Consider the following 22879-nt stretch of genomic DNA (forward strand, 5'->3'; position numbering starts at 1 on the left):
GCTCGTCTAGGCTGGCCGGCCGGAGGTGGTGCGGGTGCGACGGACAGCGCCGGTGGCGAACGCGGTGGGGCTGGTGGCCGGCTACGCGCTGGACCGGCTGCTCGGTGACCCGCGCCGGTGGCACCCGGTGGCCGGCTTCGGTCAGGCTGCCAGCGCCCTGGAGCGTCGCCTCTACCGACCGGACCGGACGGCGGGTACGGCGTTCACCGCGCTGGCCGTCGGTGCTCCGGTTCTGCTCGGTGCCGCTGCTGTGGTGGCCACCCGGCATCGGCCGGTGGCCCGCGCGGTGCTCGTGGCCGCCGGCACCTGGAGCGTGTTGGGTGGGCGCACGCTGCGCCACGAAGCCACCGTCATGGGTCGGACGCTGCGCGCCGGTGACCTGCCCGCCGCACGCCGACGTCTCGGCCACCTCTGCGGACGCGACCCGTCGACGCTGGACGAGTCCGAGCTGGCCCGCGCCACCGTCGAGTCGGTCGCCGAGAACACCTCCGACGCCGTCGTCGCCCCGCTGCTCTGGGGTGCGGTCGCCGGCCTACCTGGGCTGCTGGGCTACCGCGCGGCGAACACCCTCGACGCGATGGTCGGGCACCGGTCGGCGCGCTACGCGCGGTTCGGCACCCCGGCCGCGCGCCTGGACGACGCGCTCAACATGGTGCCGTCCCGGCTGACCGGGCTGCTCACCATCGCCGTCGCGCCCGTCGCACACGGGGATCGGCAGCGGGCCTGGCGGGTGTGGCGGCGTGACCGCAACGACCACCCGAGTCCCAACGCCGGCCAGTGCGAGGCGGCGATGGCCGGAGCGCTCGGCGTCCGCCTCGGTGGCCGCAACGTCTACTTCGGGCGCTCCGAGGTGCGGCCGTTCCTCGGTGACGGCCCCCGCCCGGAGGCGCGACATCTGAAGCGCGCCGCCCGGATCTCCGGCGCGGTCGGGCTGGCGGCGGTCGGGCTGGCCGCCGCGTACCCGGTGACCGTCGGCCGTCTGACCGCAGCGCTGGGCCGGCACGGGCTTCGAGCCGTGCGCCGGCACGGTTTCGCTGTCGCGGGTCGACGCGGGCCGGGTGCCGTGGCCGATCACGGGAGCGGGCGGTGAACGGCGGCCTGCTGGTCGCCGGCACGACCTCCGACGCCGGCAAGAGCGTGCTCACCGCCGGGATCTGCCGCTGGCTGCACCGGCAAGGTGTCAAGGTCGCCCCGTACAAGGCGCAGAACATGTCGAACAACTCGGCAGTGGTCGTCGGACCGGACGGACGCGGCGGCGAGATCGGGCGCGCCCAGGCCATGCAGGCCGCAGCCTGCGGGCTCGCACCCGACCTGCGGTTCAACCCGGTGCTGCTCAAGCCGGGCAGTGACCTGGCCAGTCAGGTGGTGCTCCTCGGCGAAGCCGTCGACACCATCACCGCCGGCACGTTCCGGCACCTGCGTCCCCGCCTCGCCGAGACCGCGTACGCGGCGCTGGCCGAGCTACGGGACACGTACGACGTGGTGATCTGCGAGGGCGCCGGCAGCCCCGCCGAGATCAACCTGCGGGCCGGTGACTACGTCAACATGGGGCTGGCCCGGCACGCCAACCTGCCCACCATCGTGGTCGGCGACATCGATCGCGGCGGTGTCTTCGCCTCGATGTTCGGCACCGTGGCACTGCTCGACCCCGCCGACCAGGCGCTCGTCGCCGGGTTCGTGATCAACAAGTTCCGGGGTGACCTCGGGCTGCTCCAGCCCGGGCTGGACATGCTGCGGAACGTCACCGGCCGACCCACGTACGGGGTGGTGCCCTGGGCACTGGACCTGTGGCTCGACGCGGAGGACTCCCTCGCCTACGGCCGGGTGCTCGGCCGTCCCGCCGCGCCCCACGGCACCGACTGGCTGGACGTGGCCGTCGTCCGACTGCCCCGGATCAGCAACGCCACCGACGTGGAGGCGCTGGCCACCGAGCCGGGCGTCCGCGTACGCCTCACCATCGAACCAGCCGAACTCGCCGCCGCCGACCTGGTCGTCCTGCCCGGCTCCAAGTCCACCGTCGCCGACCTCGCCTGGCTGCGGGAGACCGGCCTCGCCGACGCGGTGACCGCGCACGTGGCGGCCGGCAAACCGGTGCTCGGCCTGTGCGGCGGCTTCCAGATGCTCGGCCGGGCCATCCACGACCAGGTGGAGAGCCGGCGGGGCAGTGTGCCGGGGCTCGGTCTGCTGCCCATCGAGATCACCTTCGATCCGCGCAAGACCGTCCGGCAGTCCGTGGGCACCGCGCACGGCGGCCTCCCGGTGCGCGGCTACGAGATCCACCACGGGTACGTCTCGCAGACCGACCCCGCCCTCACCCCGCTACTGACCGGCGACGACGGTGTCGGCGAAGGTGCCGTGCTCGGCACGGTGCACGGCACACACTGGCACGGGGCGTTCGAGTCCGACGGGTTCCGCCGGTGGTTCCTCACCGAGGCGGCCCGCCTGGCTGGCCGCACCGGGTTCCGGGTCGCACCGACAACCAGCTTCGCCGCCGCCCGGGAACGCTCACTCGACCTGCTCGGTGACCTGGTCGAGGAACACCTGGACACCGAGGCGCTCTGGCGCCTCATCGAGACCGGCCCACCCGCAGGTCTCCCGTTCATCCCACCCGGCCCGCCACCGACCTGACGGCCCGCTGTCCTGCCCGGCCACGGTCTTGTGGGCACCCGCCCCGCCCGGTCGTGCGCTGTCTCGCCCGGTCGTGCGCTGCCCCGCTCGGTCGTGCACCGTCCTCACGGCCTGCTGTCCTGTCCGGTTTACCGCCGTCCTGGTGGCGCTCCGTCCGATGGGGAGTGTGTGGCGGGGCAGCGAGTCATGATCGTGCTCGATCCTTGATGTAGTGGCCTCGTCGGCAGCGCGAGGGGACTCTTTCCTGGATCGAGCACGATCCTGACCCGGTCGCCCGCTGGATGAGCCTGAGTAGGTCGGCGACAGGACTTCGAATCGGCCGCCACCGGACCGAGCGGACGCGACCCTGCCCGACCTGTCCAGTTCGTCCCAGCGCAACGCCACCCCCGTGGCGCGTTCGGCCGGTGCGGCCGACAAGAGGGGCAAGATCTGCACACTTTCCCCCGAAGTTGCTGCCTCCATCGGTCGTGAGGCGGCAACTTCGGGGCGAGTGTGCGGCGCGACGTGCGGCGGCAGGGCCGGCTCCGGTCGTGAGGCGGCAACTTCGGGGCGAGTGTGCAGCGCGACGTGCGGCGGCAGGGCCGGACGTTGACTCGCTGGGGCCGGGCACTCACCGGGGCAGGGTGGTGGGGCTTCGCCCGCCGACCGCGCCGCCCTGCCGCCGCCGCCGTGGGTCCGACCGGCTGGGCGCGGAGTGGAATCAGGGGCGGACGTCGGCGGGGCGGTCGGTCGTCGGCAGGCCGGCGGCGAGCCAGGCGTCCACGCCGCCGATCATGTCGGTGGCGCGGCGTAGCCCGAGGGTCTGCAGGCTGGCGGCGGCCAGGCTGGAGCTGTAGCCCTGCCGGCACACCAGCACGATCTCCCGGTCGTAGCCGGTGGCCTCGGGGATCCGCCAGGCGCTGGCGGGATCGAGTCGCCATTCCAACACGGTCCGGTCGATGACGACCGCGCCCGGCAGGTCGCCCTGTTCACGGCGCTGCACTTCGGTGCGGGTGTCGACCAGCAGCGCGCCGCCGCGGACCGCCTCGACGGTCTGCTGCGGAGTCAGTCGGTGCAGCCCGGCTCGGGCCTGTTCGAGCAGGGCGTCGATACCGGGGCTCATCACGTCTCGGAGCACCACCCGATGATGCCGATTCGGTAGCGGCCACGACGGCGAACGGGCCGCCCGTCACCCGTCGCCGCCCCAATTCCCCCGGACGTGAGGGTGGCCGGTCAGGGGCGGTCAGCCGGACGTGTCGGTCCGGCGCGCGGGCCCCCGGACACCGCATGATCCACTCGGATTCACGGACATCGCGGTGTTCTGGCGAAAGGGATGCCGCGACATCAATGATCCGGAGTCGATCAGCCTGCCCAACGGCCGTGGCGGCATACTGCGCTCATGCACCAGGCGACGCTGCACGACCCAGGGCTGCGTCAGGCGACGCTGCGTCAGGCGACGCTGCACGACCCAGGGCTGCGCCACGCGAGGCTGCGCTGAACCCGGAAACCGGTCGGTCGACCGTGGCGGTTGTCGAGGCGTACGCCGAACTGGCTCGTCGGGTTGTCGCGGGCCCGGCGCGGTTGGGGCGGACCCGGCTGGTCGCTGTCGACGGGCCGAGTGGCGCGGGCAAGAGCCGGTTCGCCGCGCGCCTCGCGGATGCCCTGGCGGTGCTGCCCGGCGGCCGGCCGCCGGTGGTGCACACGGACGACCTGCTCGACGGGTGGGACGACCAGGTCACCTTCTGGCCCCGGCTCGACGAGTGGGTGCTGTCCCCGCTGCGGGCGGGTAGGTCGGGGGCCTACCAGCGGTACAGCTGGGTGCGGCAATGTTTCCTGCCCCGGCCGGTTCCGGTTCCGGTGGCACCGGTGCTGGTGCTGGAAGGGGTCAGCGCCGCGCGGGCGGTGATCGGGCCGGAGCTGACCCTGGCCGTCTTCGTCACCGCGCCCGCGCCGTTGCGGCTGGGTCGCGCGGTCGCCCGGGACGGGCCGGAGATCCTGCCCGAGCTACGTCGGTGGCACGCTGGGGAGCGGGCGCACTTCGCCGCCGACGACACGGCTTCCCGGGCGGACCTGCTGGTGGACGGCGCGCCGGCGTTGCCGCACGACGCGGACCGGTACTACGTACGTGTTCGGTGAGCGGGCATGGACGTCCGCCGTCGGCTACGGCACGATGCGAGATGGCCGCCATCGGCTCGGCACGGCCCGGTGGGCGCGGCGCGGGAACACCCAGGGCACGGCGATCGGGGGACTCATCATGTCGGCAACGGACACGCCCGCGCGGCGCCGGATCACACTCACCGGCATCAGCTCGCGGGCCTGGGAGCATCCCGCCGACCGGGGCGCGCTGGTCGCGTTGCGGGAGTTGCGCGGCTTCGACGACGTGCTGCGGTCGTTCTTCGGCATGTGGAACGAGCGGGGCTTCCGGCTGTCCGTGCTGGCAGCGGGGATCCGGGTCGACCACCGGCAGTACCCGGCGGTGTGGCAGCGCTACACCGAGGCCGCGGCGGCGTTGGACGTGGCCGAGCTGCCCGAGCTGTACGTGACCCAGTCGCCCTGGTTGGGTGCCGAGGCGGTCGGCCTGGAACGGCCGTTCATCGTGCTGAACTCCGCGTGCGTGCAGCAGCTCGACGAGGACGAGCTGCGCTGCCTGCTCGGCCACGAGCTGGGGCACGTGGGCAGCGGGCACGCGGTCTACAAGACGATGCTCATGATCCTCACCCGGTGGGCGGCCAACCTGAGCTGGTTGCCGGTGGGCGCGATCGCGTTGCGGGCGATCATCGCGGCGATGTTGGAGTGGTGGCGCAAGGCGGAGCTGTCCGCCGACCGGGCCGGCCTGCTCGCCGGGCAGGACCCGGCCGCCGCGCTGCGGCTGCTGATGAAGCTCGCCGGCGGCGGTGACCTGTCCCAGGTCGACACGACAGCGTTCCTGGAGCAGGCCGCCGAGTACGCCGGCGGCGGCGACCTGCGCGACAGCCTGCACAAGATTCGGATGACGGCGTGGAGCACCCACCCGGTGCCGGTGGCCCGGGCGGCGCAGCTGCGGCAGTGGATCGACTCCGGGGCGTACGGGCGGGTGCTGGCCGGGGACTATCCGCGCCGTGACGACGACGACTCGACACGGCTCACCGAGGAGATCAAGGCGGCTGCCGAGTCGTACCGGGAGGAGTTCAGCCGATCCACCGACCCGCTGGTCGGCTTGCTGCGCCGGCTCGGCGACGGCGCCAGCGACGTCGGGGAGTGGGTGGGCGGCACCGCCGGGCGGGCCCGCTCGTGGATGGACGCCGCCACCGAGGCCGCCGGCCGCGCACACCGCGCCGGCCGGGCCGCCCCCGGCGCGCGGGCCGGCACCGGAACGACAGGCGGCGGTGACGGTACGGGCTCCGGCGGCACACCTCGGTAAGGTCGGCATACGATGCCGGTCATGACCTCACCGATCATGTCCGAGTCCGAGGTGCGGGCCGCCGTCGAGCGGGAGATGCCCGGGGTACGCGCCGACCTGGAACGCCTCGTCCGCATTCCCAGCATCGCCTTCGAGGGTTTCGACCACTCGCACGTGGAACGTTCCGCCGAGGCGGTCGCCGAGTTGCTGCGCGGCTGCGGCCTGGACGTCGAGATCGTGCGTTCCGGCGGCCAGCCCGCCGTGATCGGCCGTCGCGCGGCCCCGCCCGGTGCGCCCACCGTCCTGCTCTACGCCCACCACGACGTGCAGCCGGTCGGCGACCGGTCGCTGTGGGAGTCCGACCCGTTCGAGCCGGTGGAGCGCGACGGCCGGCTCTACGGCCGGGGCGCGGCCGACGACAAGGCCGGCATCATGGCGCACGTCGCCGCGCTGCGGGCGTACGGGGACGCGCTGCCGGTCGGCGTGGTGCTCTTCATCGAGGGTGAGGAGGAGTACGGCTCCGACTCGCTGGAGCAACTGTTGGTCGATCACCGCGACGAGATCGCGTCGGACGTCATCGTGATCGCCGACTCCGGCAACTGGGACATCGGCGTACCGGCGTTGACCACCTCGCTGCGCGGCATCGTCAACTGCTTCGTCGAGGTACGCACGCTGGACCACGCCGTGCACAGCGGCATGTTCGGCGGTGCCGTGCCGGACGCGCTCACCGCGTTGGTCCGGCTCCTGGCGACCCTGCACGACGACGCCGGTGACGTGGCCGTGGAAGGGCTGGTCGCCAAGGTGGGCGCCACCGTCGACTACCCCGAGGACCGGGTGCGCGCCGAGGCCGGGCTGGCCGACGGCGTGCAGTTCATCGGCACCGGCCGGATCACCGACCGGATCTGGACCAAGCCCGCGCTGGCGGTGCTCGGCATCGACGCGCCGTCCACCGGTGAGGCGCCGAACGCCCTGGTGCCGGCCGCGAAGGCGAAGCTCAGCATCCGCCTGGCCCCGGGTGACGACCCCAAGCGGGCGTACGCGGCGGTGCGCGCGCACCTGGAGAAGCACGCGCCGTGGGGCGCCCAGGTGACGGTCAGCTTCGAACACGACGGCAACCCGTGTGTGATCGACGCGTCCGGGCCGATGTTCGACGCCGCCCGTTCGGCCTTCCGGACCGCCTGGGACGGCACCGACCCGGTGGACATCGGCATCGGCGGTTCGATCCCGTTCATCGCCACCTTCCAGGAGATGTTCCCGAACGCGGCGATCCTGGTGACCGGTGTGGAGGACCCGCACGCCCGCGCACACGGTCCGAACGAGAGCCTGCACCTGGGGGAGTTCGCCCGGGTCTGCCTCGCCGAGGCCCTGCTGCTGGGCAACGTCGCCGCTGCGGGAGTCGCGGGCCGTTAGGCCGGCACTCCCCACCCGGCCCCATCCCACGCCGTCCACCGACCCGCCACCCGGCGCCATCCCGCGCCGGTCACCCGGTTCCGCCCCGCGCCGGTCACCCCGGCGCCGCCCCGCGCCGTTCACCCGGCGCCGCCCACCCACCCGGCCCCGATGCCAAGATCCGCGCAACATCCTGGATGGTGCTGCCTCCGACAAGCGGGAGGCACCAACAACAGTGATACTGCGCGGATCTTGGCGGCGGGGCGGGGCGCGGCAGGGCGGGGCGGGGCGGGGCGGGGCAGGGTGAGGTCGCGGCGGGGCAGGGCGCGGTGGGGCAGGGCGCGGCGGGGCAGGGCGCGGTGGGGTAGGGCAGGGCGCTTCGCCCGGGTGGGTCGGTCGGCTCGTCGCTTGGGCAGTTGGGTGCCGACACGGCAATTTTGCGCCTGATCTGGCGCTTTACGGCGTGTCGGACGGCCATCTGGTATAGGTTTTCGAACATGAGTACGAACGAGGTGATGGCCCGGTTGGGGGCCGCTGTCAGCGCGCTGGGGGACGTCGACGTCTCCGCATGGTCCGAGGACACGCTCAACGAGCAGCTCGGTGAGCTCTCCGCCGCACTGGTCGCCCTCGACTCGGTGCTCTCCCGCGTCGCCGGCGAGGTCCGCGCCCGGGGGTTGCGCATCGAGGAGCCCGTCTCCGCATAGCACCTGTTTCACGAGGGCGGGCCGGCCTGCGGCGGGCCCGGACGACGAGCCGGCCGGCCTGCGGCGGGCCCGGACGACGACCGGGCTGGCCTGCGGCGGGCCCGGACGACGAGCGGCGGCGCGGGACCGCGCCGTGTCGGTTCGCCGACCGGACTCCGCCTCGGCTCGATCGTCCTCATGACAACAGGCCCTGATCGTCGTCCGCGTGGGCGGGCGGCACCCTCCCGACACCGCCCGGGCACGGCAATGCCCGGGCGGTGTCGGAGGTGACTGGCAGGATGAGCTGCGTGCGGTTCCTCGACCTGGCAGCCACCTCCGCCGCCGTCGCCGCCACCGGTGGCCGGCGCGCCAAGGTGGAGCTGCTCGCTGATGCGCTGCGCCGGCTCGACCCGGGTGAGGTCGAGCCCGGTGCCGGCTATCTCGCCGGTGAGCTGCGCCAACGGCAGACCGGGGTGGGCTACGCGAGCCTGCGTGACCTGCCGACGCCGGCCGCCGAGCCGACGTTGACGGTGGCGGGCGTGGACGCGGCGATCGAGCAGATCTCCGCCGCGCGGGGCGCGGGTTCGCAGTCCCGGCGGCGGGCGCTGCTCGGTGCTCTCTACGCGGCGGCGACCGCCGACGAGCAGCGACTGCTCACCGGTCTGTTCAGCGGTGAGCTGCGCCAGGGCGCCCAGGCAGGGCTGCTCGCCGACGCGGTGGCCCGGGCCGCCGAGGTGCCGGTGGCGACCGTCCGGCGGGCCCTGCTGCTCGCCGGTGACCTGCGCGTCGTCGCGGTGGCCGCACTCACCGGAGGAGCCGCCGAGTTGGCCGCTTTCGGCCTCCAGGTCGGCCGTCCGCTGGCACCGATGCTCGCGCAGAGCGCCTCCACGGTCGACGAGGCGGTCGCCGCGACCGGCACGCCGGCGGTGGTCGACGTGAAGCTCGACGGCATCCGCATCCAGGTGCACCGCTCCGGCGCCGACATCGCTGTCTTCACCCGTAGCCTCGACGAGATCACCGCCCGGGTGCCCGAGGTGGTCGCCGCGGTCCGTGCCCTGCCGGGCCGCGAGTTGGTGCTCGACGGCGAGGCGATCGGCCTGGACGAGACGGGCCGGCCACTGCCGTTCCAGCAGACGTCGAGCCGGGCCGCCCGACGCACCACCCCCAGCACCACCGGGCGCACACCGGTCGCCCCGGCGGTGCTCGCGGCAGCCGCCACCACCGGCGCGACGGTGCTCACTCCGTACTTCTTCGACCTGCTGCACCTCGACGGCGAGGATCTGATCGACCTGCCCGGTCGGGAGCGGTGGGCTGCCCTCGCCGGGGCGGTGGACTCGTCGCTGCTGGTCGGCCGGATGGAGGTCGACGGCCCTGAGCAGGCTGCCGCCGCGTTCGCCGCGGCCCTCGACGCCGGGCAGGAGGGCATTGTGGTCAAGGCCCCGGACGCCCCCTACGACGCGGGTCGGCGTGGTGCCGCCTGGGTCAAGGTCAAGCCCCGGCACACCCTCGACCTGGTGGTGCTCGCCGTCGAGTGGGGCAGCGGCCGGCGCAAGGGGTGGTTGTCCAACCTGCACCTGGGCGCACGCGACCCGCAGAGCGGCGGCTTCGTCATGCTCGGCAAGACGTTCAAGGGGCTCACCGACGAGGTGTTGCGCTGGCAGACCGAGCGCTTCCTCGACCTGGCCGTGGAGCGCGGCGACTGGGTGGTGCGGGTCCGACCCGAGCAGGTTGTGGAGATCGCCTTCGACGGGGTGCAGACCAGCTCCCGCTATCCGGGTGGAGTGGCGCTGCGTTTCGCCCGGGTGGTGCGCTACCGCGACGACAAGTCCGCCGCCGAGGCGGACACCATCGACGCCGTCCGGGCCATCCACGCCGGCCGTCCCAGCGACTGACCAGCGGTCCCGACCCGGTTCACCTCACGGAGAGCGACCTCGCGTAGTTCACCTGGTTGTTCAGGTGCTGCACCTGCGTCTGGTCGCTGACCGGGATCCGCGCGACGTACTGCTGCGCGCCGTTGGTGACCGTCACCTGCACCGTGCCGTGGTGCCGGGTCTCCTTGACCAGCAGGAACAGGAGACTGAAGAAGGCCAGGCAGAAGAAGCCGACGATGGCGCAGACCAGCGCCCAGGTCGCCACCTTCTCCTCGCGCTGCCAGTAGTCGGCCACGTGCCAGGTGGCACCGGCCAGCGGCAGCACCCCAGTCGGCGTACGGATGATCGGTGGGCACACGGCGATCTCGGCGATCTGCACCGCCACCACCTCCGGCCCGCCCGGGTAGCCGGCGAGGGCCGGGTTCGGGGCCATCGGGGTCGGTGGGTACGGCCCGGCCGCCGGCCACGCCCCAGCCGGCTGCGCGGGCAGCCCGGAGAACGGCGCAGGAGGGCTGGAGAACGGCGCGGGCGGCCCGGAGAACGGCGCGGGCGGCCCGGAGAACGGCGCGGGCGGCCCGGACAGTGGTGCGGCGGGGAACGGCGTGGTGGGCGGTGGCGTGGCGAACGGCGCGGTCGGCTGCTCGGCGGCCCACGGGTCGGTCGGCGGCTGCGTCTGGTGACCCGGAACCGGCTCGGGTAGCGGTGCCGTGGGATCCACGCTCATCGGCACCCCCAACGTGACGCGATCACCCGGCGGAGACTACCGGCTGCCGTGGTGTCCCGGGTGCCCCGGAGTGCGCGGGGCCGGTCAGACGGACGCGCTCGGGGCGGGCTCGGCCGCCCGGTCCAGCGGTGCCTCGGGAGCGCCGACACCGGCGGCTCGCCGTGCCTCGCGGCGGGCCACCCAGCCGTAGCCGAACAGGGCCATCACCGCGAAGAGCCACCACTGCACGACGTAGCCGAAGTTCTGCCAGTTGTTGGCGTGCCCGACCGGCACCGCCTTGAACACCGGGTCGGCCGCCGGGGTCTGCTCGTCCAGCAGCAGGTACGCGCCGTAGACCGGGTAGGGCAGCTCGTCGGCCAGCCGGGACACCCCGATCCGCCGGATCTCCAGCCGCCCGTCACGCCGTTCGGCGGCGCGGGCCCCGCTCTCCGTCTCGTGCACCCGGCCGACCACCGTCACGTCGCCGGTCGGCACCGCCGGCACCGTCGGCTGGGTGGTGGCCGCCCCACCCGGCGCCGGGGGGATCCAGCCCTGGTTCACCAGCAGCGCCGTGCCGTCGGCGAGCACCAGCGGGGTGAGCACCTCGAAGCCGACCCGGCTGTCCACCGTCCGGCCACGGACCAGCACGGTGTTCGCGGGGTCGTACCTGCCGGTGACGGTGACCCGGGTCCAGACCTTCTCCTCGGCGGGGGCCGGGCCGACCGTCCCCGCGCCGCCGCTGGGGGCGGTCAGCGCGTCGGCCAGCGGCACCGGTGCCATCCGCTGGCCCGCGTCGATCCGCTCGTTGACCTCGGTACGCCCCCGGTAGCGGTCCAGCTGCCAGTTGCCGAGGAACACCATGACGGCGGCCGCGACCAGGGTCAGCGCGAGAGCGCCCAGCCAGCGTGGGCTCAGCAGGAACCGGTACACGGCACCGAGGCTACCCGTATGACGGGCGCCACCTGACCTGGACCGGGCCGGCTCGACGGCACGGTCGGATCGCCGGCCCCCGGTTGGCGGTGCTCGCGTCCGCAGCCGGGCGGGTATCGTCACGCCGACGGATCGGCCCCGGTCGTCCCGTCGCGTACCCGCCGCCGCTCGCGAGGAGTCGATGATGACTGTCGTGCCGCGCCTGGTGCTCAGCGCGCCGTCCTCCGGGCACGGTAAGAACGCGCTGGCGATCGGGCTGCTCGCCGCACTGGCCGAGCGGGGGGTCGACGTCGCCGGGTTCAAGCTCGGGCCGGACCCCGTCGACGCCGCGTACCTCGGTCTCGCCGCCGGACGCCCGGGTCGGGTGATCGACCCCCGGCTGGTCGGCGTGGACCGACTCGCCCCGCTGGTGGCGCACGGCGCCGCCGGTGCCGGGCTCGCCGTGGTCCAGGGCAGCATGGGGTTGTACGACGCGGTCGGCGGTCGCCCCGAGCAGGAGTCCACCGCCGCTGCCGCCGCCGCGCTGCGCAGCCCGGTCGTGCTCGTCGTCGACGTGGCCGCCATGGGTCAGTCGGTGGCGGCCCTGGTGCACGGTTTCCGCTCGTACGACGAGCAGCTGTGGCTCGGCGGGGTGATCCTCAACCGGGTGGCGTCGTCACGGCACGAAGCGTTGTTGCGTGAGGCGTTGGACGACGTGGGAGTGCCCGTCTACGGGGCGTTGCGCCGTCAGGACCTGCCGGCGGTGTTGCCGTCGCGTCGGCACGGTGTGGCGCCGGTGGTGGACGGGTCCGCCGATGCCGCTCGTGCGGTCCGTCGGCTGGGCGAGGCGGTCGCCGCCACCGTCGACCTGGAACGTCTGCTCGGGCTGGCCCGGTCCGCTCCGCCGCTGCCCGCCCCGGCCTGGTCGCCCGAGGTGGCACTCGGTGCGTTCACCGCCCCGGTGGATCGCCCGCTGGTGGCGGTGGCCGGTGGACCGGGGGGAAGCTTCAGCCACCCGGAGACCGCCGAGTTGCTGCGGGCTGCCGGCGCCGAGGTCGTCGTCGTCGATCCGCTGCGCGACGAGGCGCTGCCGGTCGGCACCCGCGCGCTGGTCGTCGGTGGCGCGCTTCCCGAGGCGTACGCCGAGCAGTTGTCGGCCAACCGGCGGCTCTGCATCGCGGTGGCCGAGTTGGCGCGGACCGGGCGGCCGGTGGTCGCCGAGGGCGCCGGGCTGCTGTGGCTGGCCCGGGAGCTGGACGGGTTGCCGATGTGCGGCGTCCTGGACGCGGTGGGCGTGAGCCGGGACGGCCTGGTGGCCGGCTACCGGGAGGCCACCGCCCAGACCGACAGCGTGGTCGCCGCCCAGGGCACGGTGCTGGTGGGTCACAAGGCGCACCGGGCGGTCCTCACCCCGCGCGCCGGTCAGCGCCCGGCGTGGAGTTGGGACGGCGGCACGCCCGAGGGGTTCGTCTGGCGCAACGTGCACGCCTCACAGCTCACCCTGCACTGGGCGGGTCACCCGGCGACGGCGGCCCGGTTGGTCGCCGCCGCGGCGGCCGATCCGACGGCCGAGGCGGTGCCCGCGCAACCCGGGGTGCCGGTGTGATCGGTCAGGTGGCGGTACGCCGCTTTCCGGCGTTGACCGTCTCCACGCCCCGTACGGAGGTGCGTGGGCTGACCGCGGCGGACGCCGAGGCGGCGGGGGAGATCTTCGCCGACAAGCTGACCCGGCGGTGGCTGCCGCTGCCGGACGACTCCGGCCCCATCGACGGGCACGCCTGGTGCACCGAGCTGGCCCGGCAACGGCGGGACAGCGGCGAGGGGGACCACTACGCGGTGGTCCGCCGTGAGGACGACCAGATGGTGGGCTCGCTGTGGACGCGGCGTACCGACTGGGGTGCCCGTCTCACCGAGATCTCCTACGCGATGGCGCCGCACGCGCGAGGCTTCGGCTTCGCCGTCGAGGCCGTCGACGCGGTGGCCATCGCCCTGATCCTGGAGCACGGGTTCCAGCGGGTCGAGCTGCGGGTGGCGCCCGGCAACCTGGCCTCGCGTCGGGTCGCCGAGAAGGCCGGGTTCAGCTACGAGGGTCTGCTGCGGAACGCGGGGCTGGTCGGCGGCAGCCGCGTGGACCTCGAACTCTGGTCGTTCGTCGCCGCCGACCTGCGCTGACTCGGTCTGACCCGCGTACGGGACCTGCGCCGGGTTGAGCCGACCTGCGCCGGGTTGAGCCGACCTGCGCCGGGTTGAGCCGACCTGCGCCGGGCTGAGCCGACCTGCGCCGGCCCGCGCGGGGTCAGCCGACGATCGCGTCCGATGGTGGGGTGAACTGACGGGTCGGTGTGCCCTTCAGGCCGTCGCGCAGGGTCTCGGCGACCGCCGCGATGGGGATCTGGGACTGACCGTCACCGACCGCGTTGAACGGGTTGTCCGGGTCGGAGATGAAGCTCGCCGCCGCCAACTCCGGGGTGTAGCCGACGAACCAGGCGGACCGGGTGCTGTCCGTGGTACCGGTCTTGCCGGCCACCGGGCGTCCGACGGTGCCCCGGACGCTGTCGGCGGTGGACCAGCCGCCGCAGCTTCCGCGCGCCGGGGTGTCCCCGGTGGGGCAGCGGGCCGCGTCGGTGGCCGCCCGGGCGGCGTCCGCGCTGACCACCTGCCGGCAGCGTGGCTTGGCCACCTCCCGGTGGATGCCGCCGGGTGTGGCGTACGTGGCCGGTGTGCCGTCCCGGTTCATGATCGCCGAGACGGGGATGGCCTCGCAGTATCTGCCGTCGGCCGCGATGGCGGCGTACGCGTTCGCCATCTCCAGCGGTGTGGCGTCGGAGACGCCCAGGGTGAACGCGCCCCACTTCTTCGCCTTGTCCGGGGACGCGTGGTCCCGGTCCACGTCGGTACGCCAGCGCAGCCCGAGCTGCTCGGCCAACCGGACCGCCCGGTCCGCGCCGACCTTCTCCTCCAGCCACACGAAGTACGTGTTGACCGACTTGCCGAAGCCGGACCACATGGTCTGCTGGCCGCTCATCGCGCCACTGGCGTTCGACGGCGACCACCCGTCGTAGACCTCGGACCGGTAGCGGTGCGGGGCGTTGAACGTGGTCGACAGCGGCATTCCGGCGTCGAGCGCGGCGAGCATCGGGAACATCTTGAACGTCGAGCCTGCCTGGTAGCCCGCCAGGTCACCGCCGCCGAGCAGCGGGGCCACCGTGTTCGGGTAGTTGGCCTTCACCTTGGGCCCGGCCTCGGGGTTGGAGCTGGGTGGGTTCTCGGCCAGGTCCAGTGAGTACGTCCGGTTCACCGCCATCGCCTTGACCCGCCCGGTGCCCGGCTCGGAGACCACGATCCCGTTGGCGAACGGGCTGCCGGTGGCCTCCTTGGCGCCGACGTTCTTCTCCGCCGCCGCCTGGATCTTCGGGTCGAGGCTGAGCACGATCCGGTAGCCACCCCGACGTAGCTTGTCCATCCGTTCCAGCCGGTTCGCCCCGAACGCGGGCTGCGCGCTCCACCAGTTCTTCAGGTAGTCGCAGGCGAAGCCCCAGCTGTTGTACTTCTCCGACACGGCCGCGCAGTCGTGCGGCGGGGTCGTCAGCTTCAGCCGGATGGGTTCGGACTTGGCGGCGGCGGCCGAGTCGGGGGAGAGGTACCCGAGTTGGCTCATCTTGTCCAGCACGTAGTTGCGTCGCCCGGTGGCCTCCTTCTGGTCGGAGTCGGCCGGGTCGTACTCGGACGGGGACTTGACCAGGCCGGCGAGGGTGGCGGCCTCGACCGGGGTGAGGTTCTTCGGGGTCTTGGAGAAGAAGATCTCGCTGGCGGCGTAGATGCCGTACGCCCGGTGCCCGAAGTACGCCGAGTTCAGGTAGCGCTCCAGGATCTGGTCCTTGCTCATCTCCTTCTCCAGGTCCAGCGCCATCCGCATCTCCTTGACCTTGCGCAGGCTGGTCTGCTGGGTGGCCTCCTGGACCTCCTTGGGGGTGGTCGCGCTGTCGCGCAGGGCCATCCGGACGTACTGCATGGTCAGGGTCGACGCGCCCTGGGAGACGCCGCTGGACCGGGCGTTCGCCACGAAGGCGCGGGCGACGCCCTTGGGGTCGACGCCGTGGTGCTGGTAGAAGCGGTTGTCCTCGGCGGCGACGATCGCCTGGAGGATGTTCGGCGACATGTCCGACAGCTTGGTGTACTGCCGGTACTCCTCGTAGAACATGGTCAGCACGGTCTTGCCGTCCGGCGCGTAGACGTAGGAGGTCTCGGCGGGCAGGGCGGTGGTCAGGATCTTGGTCTTCTGCTCCACGGCGTGCGCGGTGGCCTTCGCGCCGAGCCCGGTGAGGGCGACCAGTGGGTACGCGGCGGCGGCGATCACGATTCCGGCGATCAGTCCGGCGCGCAGGAGAGGGACGAGTCGACCAGCGGCAGTAAGGGGTCGGTTACTCACATGGCCAAGTTATGACATTTCCGATTCGTACCTGAGAAGAACTCATAAACCGACGAGTGGTGACGTGGCTTACGCCGAGATCGTCTGTCCCACCGGCCGCCTTCCCGGAAGGATCGCGGTCATGCCCGAGCCGATCGCCGCCTCCGAGCCCGACCTGGCGCACCACGGTGACGTCGAGGTCGGCGACGGCCTGATCGACCTCGCCGTCAACGTCCGCCAGGCACGTCCGCCCGCCTGGCTGTCCGACCCGATCGCCGCCACCCTGTCCGACCTGGCCCACTACCCGGACCCGGCGCCGGCCCGGGCCGCGGTCGCCGCCCGACACCGCCGTCACCCGAACGAGGTGCTGCTCACCGCCGGTGCCGCCGAGGGCTTCGTGTTGATCGCGCAGGCACTTCGCGGCGTGCGCCGGCCGGTGGTGGTGCACCCCCAGTTCACCGAACCGGAGGCGGCACTACGGGCCGCCGGGCACCCGGTCGAGCGCGTCCTGCTGGACCCCGCCGACGACTTCCGGCTCGACCCGTCCCGGGTGCCCGCCGACGCGGACCTGGTGATGATCGGCAACCCGACGAACCCGACCTCGGTGCTGCATCCCGCGCGGACCCTGGCCGCGCTGACCCGGCCCGGCCGGGTGCTGGTGGTCGACGAGGCGTTCGCCGACACCACGATCGCACCCGGGCACCCGGGCGAACCGGAGTCGTTGGCCGAGCGGCGCGACCTGCCGGGGCTGCTCGTGCTGCGCAGCCTCACCAAGACGTGGGGCCTGGCCGGTCTCCGGATCGGCTACCTGCTCGGCGCTCCGGAGCTGCTGACCCGACTGGCCGCCGTCCAACCGCTCTGGGCCGTCTCCACACCGGCGTTGGCCGCCGCGTCGGCCTGCGCCACCACCGTCGCGGTCCAGGCCGAACGCGCGATCGCCGCCGACCTCGCCGCCGACCGCGACCACCTGGTCGCCCGCCTGCAAGACCTGCCTGGTGTACGCGTCGTCGGCCGTCCCGCCAGCGCGTTCGTCCTGCTGCACCTGCCGGGCGCGAGCGCGATCCGAGTCGCCCTGCGCGAGCGCGGCTGGGCGGTCCGCCGGGGTGACACGTTCCCCGGTCTCGGGCCGGACTGGCTGCGGGTGGCGGTACGCGACCGTAACACCACCGACGCTTTCCTCACGGTGCTGCGCGAGATCATGGAGGCATGATGTTGGAGACCACGATCGCGGCGATCCGCCCGGCTGACGAGACGGCCATGGCCGCCGCCCGTGAGCTGCACGGCCGGCTCACCAAACCGGCGGGCTCGCTGGGGGCGTTGGAGGACCTCTCGGTACGCCTCGCCGGCCTGGCCGGAGCCTGCCCACCGCCGCTGCCCGAGCCGGCCGCGGTGGCGATCTTCGCCGGTGACCACGGGGTGCACGCCCAGGGGGTCAGCCCGTGGCCGCAGGAGGTCACCGCGCAGATGATCGGCAACTTCCTGGCCGGCGGCGCGGTGGTCAACGCGTTCGCCCGGCAGGCCGGCGCGTCGGTCACAGTGGTCGACGTCGGGGTGGCCACCCCGCTGTCCGCCGGACCGGTGCCGGCTTCGGCCGTGCCGGATGCCGCTGCGCCCGCTCAGGCTGTGCTGGACCCGGCCGTGCCCCGATTGGTCGTCGCGTCGGTCCGCCGGGGCACCCGCGACCTCGCGGTGACCGCGGCGCTGACCCGGGACGAGGCGCTGGCGGCGGTACAGACCGGCATCCGGGTCGCGGACGAGCTGATCGACGCGGGTGCCCGGATCCTGCTCACCGGTGACATGGGGATCGGCAACACCACCCCGGCCGCCGCCCTGATCGCCGCGTTCACCGGTGTCGACGCGCTGGACGCCACCGGCCGGGGCACCGGGGTCGACGACCCGACGTACGCCCACAAGGTGGGAGTGGTGCGCGCGGCATTGGCCCGACACGCACCCGACCCGACGGACCCGCTCGGTGTGCTGGCCGCCGTCGGGGGCCTGGAGCACGCCGCCCTGGCCGGGCTGATCCTGGGTGCGGCGGCCCGCCGTACCCCGGTGCTGTTGGACGGCGTGATCGCCGTGTCCGCCGCGCTGGCCGCCGCCGCGTTCGCCCCGGACGCGGTCGGCGCCATGGTCGCCGGCCACCGGTCGGCCGAGCCGGGTGCGACAGTCGCACTGCGGCACCTGGGCCTCGAACCGCTCGTCGACCTGGGGCTGCGCCTCGGCGAGGGCACCGGAGCGCTACTGGCGCTGCCGGTGGTCACCGGTGCCGTCCGGGTGCTGCACGAGGTCGCCACCTTCGACTCCGCCGGTGTGGCCGAGAAGTGACGACGCGCAGCGACCGAGCCGTCCGCCTCGGCGGTGCGGCGTGACGTCCAACCCGTACCCCCTCGGTCTGCGGCTCGACGGGCGGCGGGTGGTCGTGGTGGGTGGTGGCGCGGTCGCCACCCGGCGCGTACCCGCGCTGCTGGACGCCGGTGCCGACGTCCTGCTGGTGGCCCCGGAGCTGACCCCGGCGCTGCGCGCCCGGGTCGACGCGGGTCGGCTGCACTGGGTGCCGCGCCGGTTCGCGCCCGAGGACCTGGACGGTGCCTGGCTGGTCCAGGTCGCCATCGACGATCCGATCGCGGCGGCCTCGGTGAGCGCCCTCGCCGCCGAGCGGCGGATCTTCTGCGTCCGGGCCGACGACCGGTCGGCCGCCACCGCCTGGACCCCGGCGGTGACCCGGCACGGCCCGGTCACGGTGGCGGTGCTCGGCGGGGGAGACCCCCGACGGGCGATGACCGTCCGGGACGCTATCCGCGACCTGCTCGCCTCCCGCCTGACACCCGCCGCCGCCACCCCGACGCCCGACAGGGCCGCTGCCTCGACGCCCGACGGACCGGGCACCATCCTGACGCCGGACGGGCCTGGTGCCGGCCGGACGTCTGTCGGGCCTGGTGCCGGCCGGACGTCTGTCGGGCCTGGTGCCGTCCTGACGTCTGTCGGGCCTGGTGCCGTCCGGACGCCGGACGAGCCCGGCACTGGCCGGACGCCCGACGGGTCCGGCACGGAGGCGACGACCGGCGACACGGACGCCTCGGCGACGACCGTTACCTCTGGTGGGCGGATCGGGCGGGTGGCGCTGGTCGGGTCGGGGCCGGGTGATCCAGAGTTGATCACCGTTCGGGGCTGGCGGCTGCTCACCGAGGCCGACGTGGTGGTCGCCGACCGGCTGGTGCCCGGCCTGCTGCTGGACGAGTTGCGCCCCGACGTCGAGCTGGTGGATGCCTCGAAGATTCCCTATGGGCCGTCCCGGGCGCAGGAGGAGATCAACCAGATCCTGGTCGACCGGGCCCTGGCGGGCGCCTCCGTGGTGCGGCTCAAGGGCGGCGACCCGTACGTCTTCGGTCGCGGCGGTGAGGAGCTGTTGGCCTGCGCGGCGGCCGGTGTGCCGGTGACAGTGGTCCCCGGTGTGACCAGCTCGATCGCCGCCCCCGCAGCGGCCGGGATCCCGGTCACCCATCGCGGGGTGGCGCACGAGTTCACAGTGGTCTCCGGGCACCTGGCACCCGACGCGCCGGCCTCGCTGGTGCGCTGGGACGCCCTGGCCGGTCTACGCGGCACGCTGGTGATCCTGATGGGGCTGAAGAACCTCGCCGCGATCACGGCCACCCTGATCGCCCACGGCCGGTCGCCGGAGACGCCAGCGGCCGTGGTGCAGGAGGCCACGACGGGCACCCAGCGGGTGCTGCGGTCCACGTTGGCTGCGGTCGCCGCCGACGTGCTCGCGGCTGGTCTCCGACCGCCCGCTGTCGTCGTGGTGGGCGACGTGGTGCACGCCCTCGACGGCTGACAGCGGCGGCGTTGGTACGGCCGCCGGCCTGACCCGCGCCGACAACGCCGTGGGCGAGCCAGCAGTGGAGATCTTGGACAGTTTCCGTTCCGCGCGAACGGAAACTGTCCAAGATTGCCGGCCATGGCGGAGAAGCCGGCCTGGGTTGCGGCACCCACTACGCATTTCGCCACCTCGGACATGGCCGTGTTCGCGTGCGAGGATCTGCGGTCATGGGCCTCGCGGATGCTCTCACCGAGTGGACGGACGTGGACGGCGCCCAGTACGAGTCGGGCAGGTCGATGGGCCTGTTCACGGATCGCACGTTTTTGCAGGCCAAGTGGGTTTTTTGGTCCAGTGATCCGCTCGGTCAGGCTCTGTTCGACATGCTGCACACCCTCGACGAGGGCCCGCGTCCCCCATGATCAAGTGATGAAAAGTAGTTACCTGGGCAGATCCTGAGCTACTTCTCATCACTTGATCATCGGGTGTGCGACGGGACATGACAGAGGGGCTGGAGCGCTCGCGCTCCAGCCCCTCTGTCATGGCGAACTACTGCTTGAGCATGTTGTCCAGCAGCAGGGCACAGCGGATCAGACCGAGGTGGCTGTACGCCTGCGGGTGGTTGCCCAGGCCGCGCTCGGCGAGCGGGTCGTACTGCTCGGGGAGCAGCCCGGTCGGGCCGGCGGTGAGCACCATCTGCGCGAACAGCTCCTCGGCGTCGGTGCGGCGGCCGGTGCGCAGGTACGCCTCGATCAGCCACGCCGTGCAGATGTGGAAGCCGCCCTCGCGGCCGGGCAGGCCGTCGTCCCAGTGGTAGCGGTAGACGACCGGGCCGCTGCGCAGGTCCGCCTCGATCCGTAGGACCGTGGACAGGAAGCGCGGGTCGTCACCCGGGAGCAGGCCGGAGAGCCCGATCCAGAGCGACGAGGCGTCCATGTCCTCGTCCCCGTACGCGACGCTGTACGCCTCGACGTCGGAGTGCCAGCCGTGCTCCAGCACGTTGGCGCCGATCCGGTCGCGCAGGTCCTTCCACTCGGGACGGTCCTCGCCGCCGTGCTGGCGCATCACGTGCAGCGCGCGGTCGACCGTCATCCAGCACATCACCTTGGAGAAGACGTGGTGCCGGGGAGGCAGTCGGGCCTCCCAGATGCCGTGGTCGGGTTCGTGCCAACGCCGACGGACCGCCTCGACCATGTTCTCCAGGACGCGCCACTCGTCGTCGCGTACCGAGCCGCGAGCGTCGGCGACGGCCGCGATCAGGTCGGCGATCGGGCCGAAGACGTCCAGTTGGAGTTGGTGGTTGGCGAGGTTGCCGACCCGGACGGGCCGGGAGCCGGCGTACCCGGGCAGCGTGTCGATGACCGCTTCGGCACCCAGCTCGTACCCGTCGATGGTGTAGAGCGGGTGCAGCCGTTCGGGGTGACCGCCGGTGCGCTCGATGCAGCCGTCCACCCAGCGCAGGAACGCCTCGGCCTCCTCGATGGAGCCCAGGTCGACGAGCGACCGGGCGGTCAGCGCGGCGTCGCGCAGCCAGCAGTAGCGGTAGTCCCAGTTGCGGACGCCACCCAGCTCCTCGGGGAGCGAGGTGGTCGCCGCGGCCAGGATGGAGCCGGTGGCTTCGTGGCACAGCCCGCGCAGGGTGAGGGCGCTGCGCGCGACCAGGTCGCGGGAGGTGGACGGCAGCCGCAGCGAGGCCACCCAGTCCTTCCAGGGCTGTTCGGCGGCGGCCTGCCGCTCGTGGATCGGCACCCGGTGGTGCTCCAGGCTGTGCGTGCCGAAGCGCAGCTCCAGCACGACCTGCCCGCCGGCGGCGGAGAGGTCGACGACCGCCTTGGCGGTCTCGTACCCACCGTCGTTGCGGACCTCCCACTGCAGGCCGGGAGCGTAGAGCGCGACCGGTTCGTTGGAGCCGAGCACCAGCAGGCCGTCGCCGAGCGGCTGCAACTGCACGGCGACCTGGCCGAACTCGGGCCGGGGCGCGAACTCGACCAGGGCCTTGCCGCTGCCGGTGAGCACCCGGACCAGTGTCGAGTCGCCGGTGACCACGTTCGGGCCGTCCGGGGTGGTCTCCCGGGCCGGCTTGTCCAGCCAGTCGGTGACGGTGAGCCCGGACCACCGGGTCTCCACCGTCATCGTGCCGGAGCGGTAGCGCTGGCCCAGCGGGATGCCGCCGCGTTCCGGGGCGATGCTGAAGTGACCGGCCGGGCTGCCGCCGACCAGGTCGGCGAAGATCGCCGCCGAGTCCGGCTTGGGGTGGCAGAGCCAGCTCACCTTGGCCTCGGGGGTGAGCAGAGCGACGGTACGACCGTTGGACAGCATGGAGTGCCGTTCGATCGGCACCGCCCGCTCCCCGAACAGCCAGTGCCGTCGGGTCTCCAACAGCAACGCCAACGCGCGCGCGGCCTCCAGCGGGTCGGCGACCCGGTAGCCGGCCTGGGTGTCCCCGGGGCCGATCTTGATGCCGAGGTCGGGGCCGTGCAGGTGGCCGAACGCGTTCTCGTCGGTGATGTCGTCACCGATGAAGAGCACCGCGCTGGCGGCGAGCTGGGTGCGCAGCTGGTCGACGGCGGTGCCCTTGTGGGTGGCCACGACGGAGAGCTCGATGACCTCCTTGCCCTGGGTCACCGTGACACCGTCGAAGGTGGCCGGGCCGTTGCGGACGGCCTCGATGGCGGCGGCGGCCACCTCCGGGTCGATCCCGCGGGTGTGCATCGCGACGCTCGCCGGCTTGCGTTCCAGCCGGATGCCCGGGTGGTCGGCGGCGATGTCGCGCAGCGCGTTGCGCACGCGGGTGCGGACCGCGACGAGCTCGGGGGAGAGCCGCTCGACGAAGCCGATGTCGAACTCGGAGCCGTGGCTGCCGACGAGGTGCACCTCGCTGGGCAGCCGGGAGAGCGCGGCCAGGTCGCGCAGCGCCCGGCCGGAGACCACCGCCACGGTGGTCTGCGGCAGCGCCGCCAGCGCGCGGACGGCGGCGACCGCCTCGGGCAGGGGGACGGCGGTGCTCGGGTCCTCCACGATCGGCGCGAGTGTGCCGTCGTAGTCGCAGGCGACCAGGAGTTGGGGGACCCGGGCGATCCGGCCGATGGCGGCGCGCAGCTCGGGGTCCATCACCC

General features: G+C 73.4%; 18 protein-coding genes. 13 read left to right on the top strand and 5 right to left on the bottom strand.

What is annotated here, in order from left to right; translation table 11 throughout:
- Positions 1–34 precede the first annotated feature (34 nt).
- Both GA0070612_RS12025 and GA0070612_RS12030 read left to right on the top strand, forming a co-directional pair.
- Positions 35–1090 (top strand): cobalamin biosynthesis protein, encoded by a 1056-nt coding sequence (locus GA0070612_RS12025; RefSeq protein ID WP_088991431.1) that lies wholly within the window; start codon positions 35–37, stop codon positions 1088–1090.
- Positions 1087–2628, top strand: coding sequence for a cobyric acid synthase (locus GA0070612_RS12030; protein WP_088987985.1), 1542 nt, complete (start codon positions 1087–1089; stop codon positions 2626–2628). Before GA0070612_RS12025 ends, GA0070612_RS12030 begins: the two co-directional genes overlap by 4 nt.
- Positions 2629–3328: 700 nt before the next feature.
- Here the strand turns inward: GA0070612_RS12030 and GA0070612_RS12035 are convergent.
- Complete coding sequence (locus GA0070612_RS12035; protein WP_088991432.1) at positions 3329–3730, bottom strand: rhodanese-like domain-containing protein; 402 nt, start codon at positions 3728–3730, stop codon at positions 3329–3331.
- 371 nt (positions 3731–4101) lie between these two features.
- On the opposite strand from GA0070612_RS12035, the gene GA0070612_RS12040 reads away from it, so the two are divergent.
- The 5 genes from GA0070612_RS12040 to GA0070612_RS12060 all read left to right on the top strand — a co-directional run bounded on the left by GA0070612_RS12040 (position 4102) and on the right by GA0070612_RS12060 (position 9950).
- The gene (locus tag GA0070612_RS12040) at positions 4102–4743 is read left to right on the top strand and encodes a uridine kinase family protein (RefSeq protein WP_231924622.1); all 642 of its coding nucleotides are present in this window, start codon (positions 4102–4104) and stop codon (positions 4741–4743) included.
- A gap of 118 nt (positions 4744–4861) precedes the next feature.
- Entirely contained in the window at positions 4862–6007 is a 1146-nt protein-coding gene (locus tag GA0070612_RS12045) for a M48 family metallopeptidase (RefSeq protein ID WP_088991433.1), read from the top strand.
- A 36-nt stretch (positions 6008–6043) separates the two neighbouring features.
- Positions 6044–7396: a dipeptidase gene (locus GA0070612_RS12050; protein WP_197699425.1), complete on the top strand. Its 1353-nt coding sequence runs from the start codon at positions 6044–6046 to the stop codon at positions 7394–7396.
- 476 nt (positions 7397–7872) lie between these two features.
- Complete coding sequence (locus GA0070612_RS12055) at positions 7873–8079, top strand: hypothetical protein (RefSeq protein WP_030333429.1); 207 nt, start codon at positions 7873–7875, stop codon at positions 8077–8079.
- Positions 8080–8357: 278 nt separating this feature from the next.
- Positions 8358–9950, top strand: coding sequence for an ATP-dependent DNA ligase (locus GA0070612_RS12060; protein WP_231924537.1), 1593 nt, complete (start codon positions 8358–8360; stop codon positions 9948–9950).
- 19 nt (positions 9951–9969) lie between these two features.
- On the opposite strand, the gene GA0070612_RS12065 is transcribed toward GA0070612_RS12060, so the two are convergent.
- Together GA0070612_RS12065 and GA0070612_RS12070 are read right to left on the bottom strand one after the other, a co-directional pair.
- Positions 9970–10653, bottom strand: a complete 684-nt coding sequence (locus tag GA0070612_RS12065) for a hypothetical protein (protein WP_088987988.1) — start codon at positions 10651–10653, stop codon at positions 9970–9972.
- Between the two features lie 84 nt (positions 10654–10737).
- Positions 10738–11562: an SURF1 family cytochrome oxidase biogenesis protein gene (locus GA0070612_RS12070; RefSeq protein ID WP_088987989.1), complete on the bottom strand. Its 825-nt coding sequence runs from the start codon at positions 11560–11562 to the stop codon at positions 10738–10740.
- A gap of 184 nt (positions 11563–11746) precedes the next feature.
- Here GA0070612_RS12070 and GA0070612_RS12075 point away from each other — a divergent pair, with 184 nt between their 5' ends.
- Together GA0070612_RS12075 and GA0070612_RS12080 are read left to right on the top strand one after the other, a co-directional pair.
- On the top strand, positions 11747–13147 hold the full coding sequence (locus tag GA0070612_RS12075; RefSeq protein ID WP_088987990.1) for a cobyrinate a,c-diamide synthase: 1401 nt from the start codon (positions 11747–11749) through the stop codon (positions 13145–13147).
- A complete protein-coding gene (locus tag GA0070612_RS12080) occupies positions 13144–13713 on the top strand; it encodes a GNAT family N-acetyltransferase (protein WP_088987991.1) in 570 nt (189 codons plus the stop codon). The genes GA0070612_RS12075 and GA0070612_RS12080 overlap by 4 nt, the downstream gene beginning before the upstream one ends.
- Before the next feature lie 124 nt (positions 13714–13837).
- On the opposite strand, the gene GA0070612_RS12085 is transcribed toward GA0070612_RS12080, so the two are convergent.
- Positions 13838–15970, bottom strand: a complete 2133-nt coding sequence (locus GA0070612_RS12085; RefSeq protein WP_088987992.1) for a transglycosylase domain-containing protein — start codon at positions 15968–15970, stop codon at positions 13838–13840.
- A gap of 121 nt (positions 15971–16091) precedes the next feature.
- On the opposite strand from GA0070612_RS12085, the gene cobC reads away from it, so the two are divergent.
- The 4 genes from cobC (at position 16092) to GA0070612_RS12105 (ending at position 20185) form a co-directional block, all read left to right on the top strand.
- A complete protein-coding gene (cobC, locus tag GA0070612_RS12090) occupies positions 16092–17159 on the top strand; it encodes an Rv2231c family pyridoxal phosphate-dependent protein CobC (protein ID WP_088987993.1) in 1068 nt (355 codons plus the stop codon).
- A complete protein-coding gene (cobT, locus tag GA0070612_RS12095; RefSeq protein WP_088987994.1) occupies positions 17159–18274 on the top strand; it encodes a nicotinate-nucleotide--dimethylbenzimidazole phosphoribosyltransferase in 1116 nt (371 codons plus the stop codon). The genes cobC and cobT overlap by 1 nt, the downstream gene beginning before the upstream one ends.
- 40 nt (positions 18275–18314) lie before the next feature.
- Entirely contained in the window at positions 18315–19781 is a 1467-nt protein-coding gene (cobA, locus tag GA0070612_RS12100; RefSeq protein WP_088987995.1) for a uroporphyrinogen-III C-methyltransferase, read from the top strand.
- Positions 19782–19993: 212 nt separating this feature from the next.
- The gene (locus GA0070612_RS12105; RefSeq protein WP_088987996.1) at positions 19994–20185 is read left to right on the top strand and encodes a hypothetical protein; all 192 of its coding nucleotides are present in this window, start codon (positions 19994–19996) and stop codon (positions 20183–20185) included.
- Positions 20186–20312: 127 nt separating this feature from the next.
- Here the strand turns inward: GA0070612_RS12105 and otsB are convergent, their stop codons facing one another.
- On the bottom strand, positions 20313–22874 hold the full coding sequence (otsB, locus tag GA0070612_RS12110; RefSeq protein ID WP_088991435.1) for a trehalose-phosphatase: 2562 nt from the start codon (positions 22872–22874) through the stop codon (positions 20313–20315).
- Between the last annotated feature and the right edge of the window lie 5 nt (positions 22875–22879).

Origin of the sequence: Micromonospora chokoriensis (assembly GCF_900091505.1) — a bacterium.
GTDB classification, from domain to species: domain Bacteria; phylum Actinomycetota; class Actinomycetes; order Mycobacteriales; family Micromonosporaceae; genus Micromonospora; species Micromonospora chokoriensis.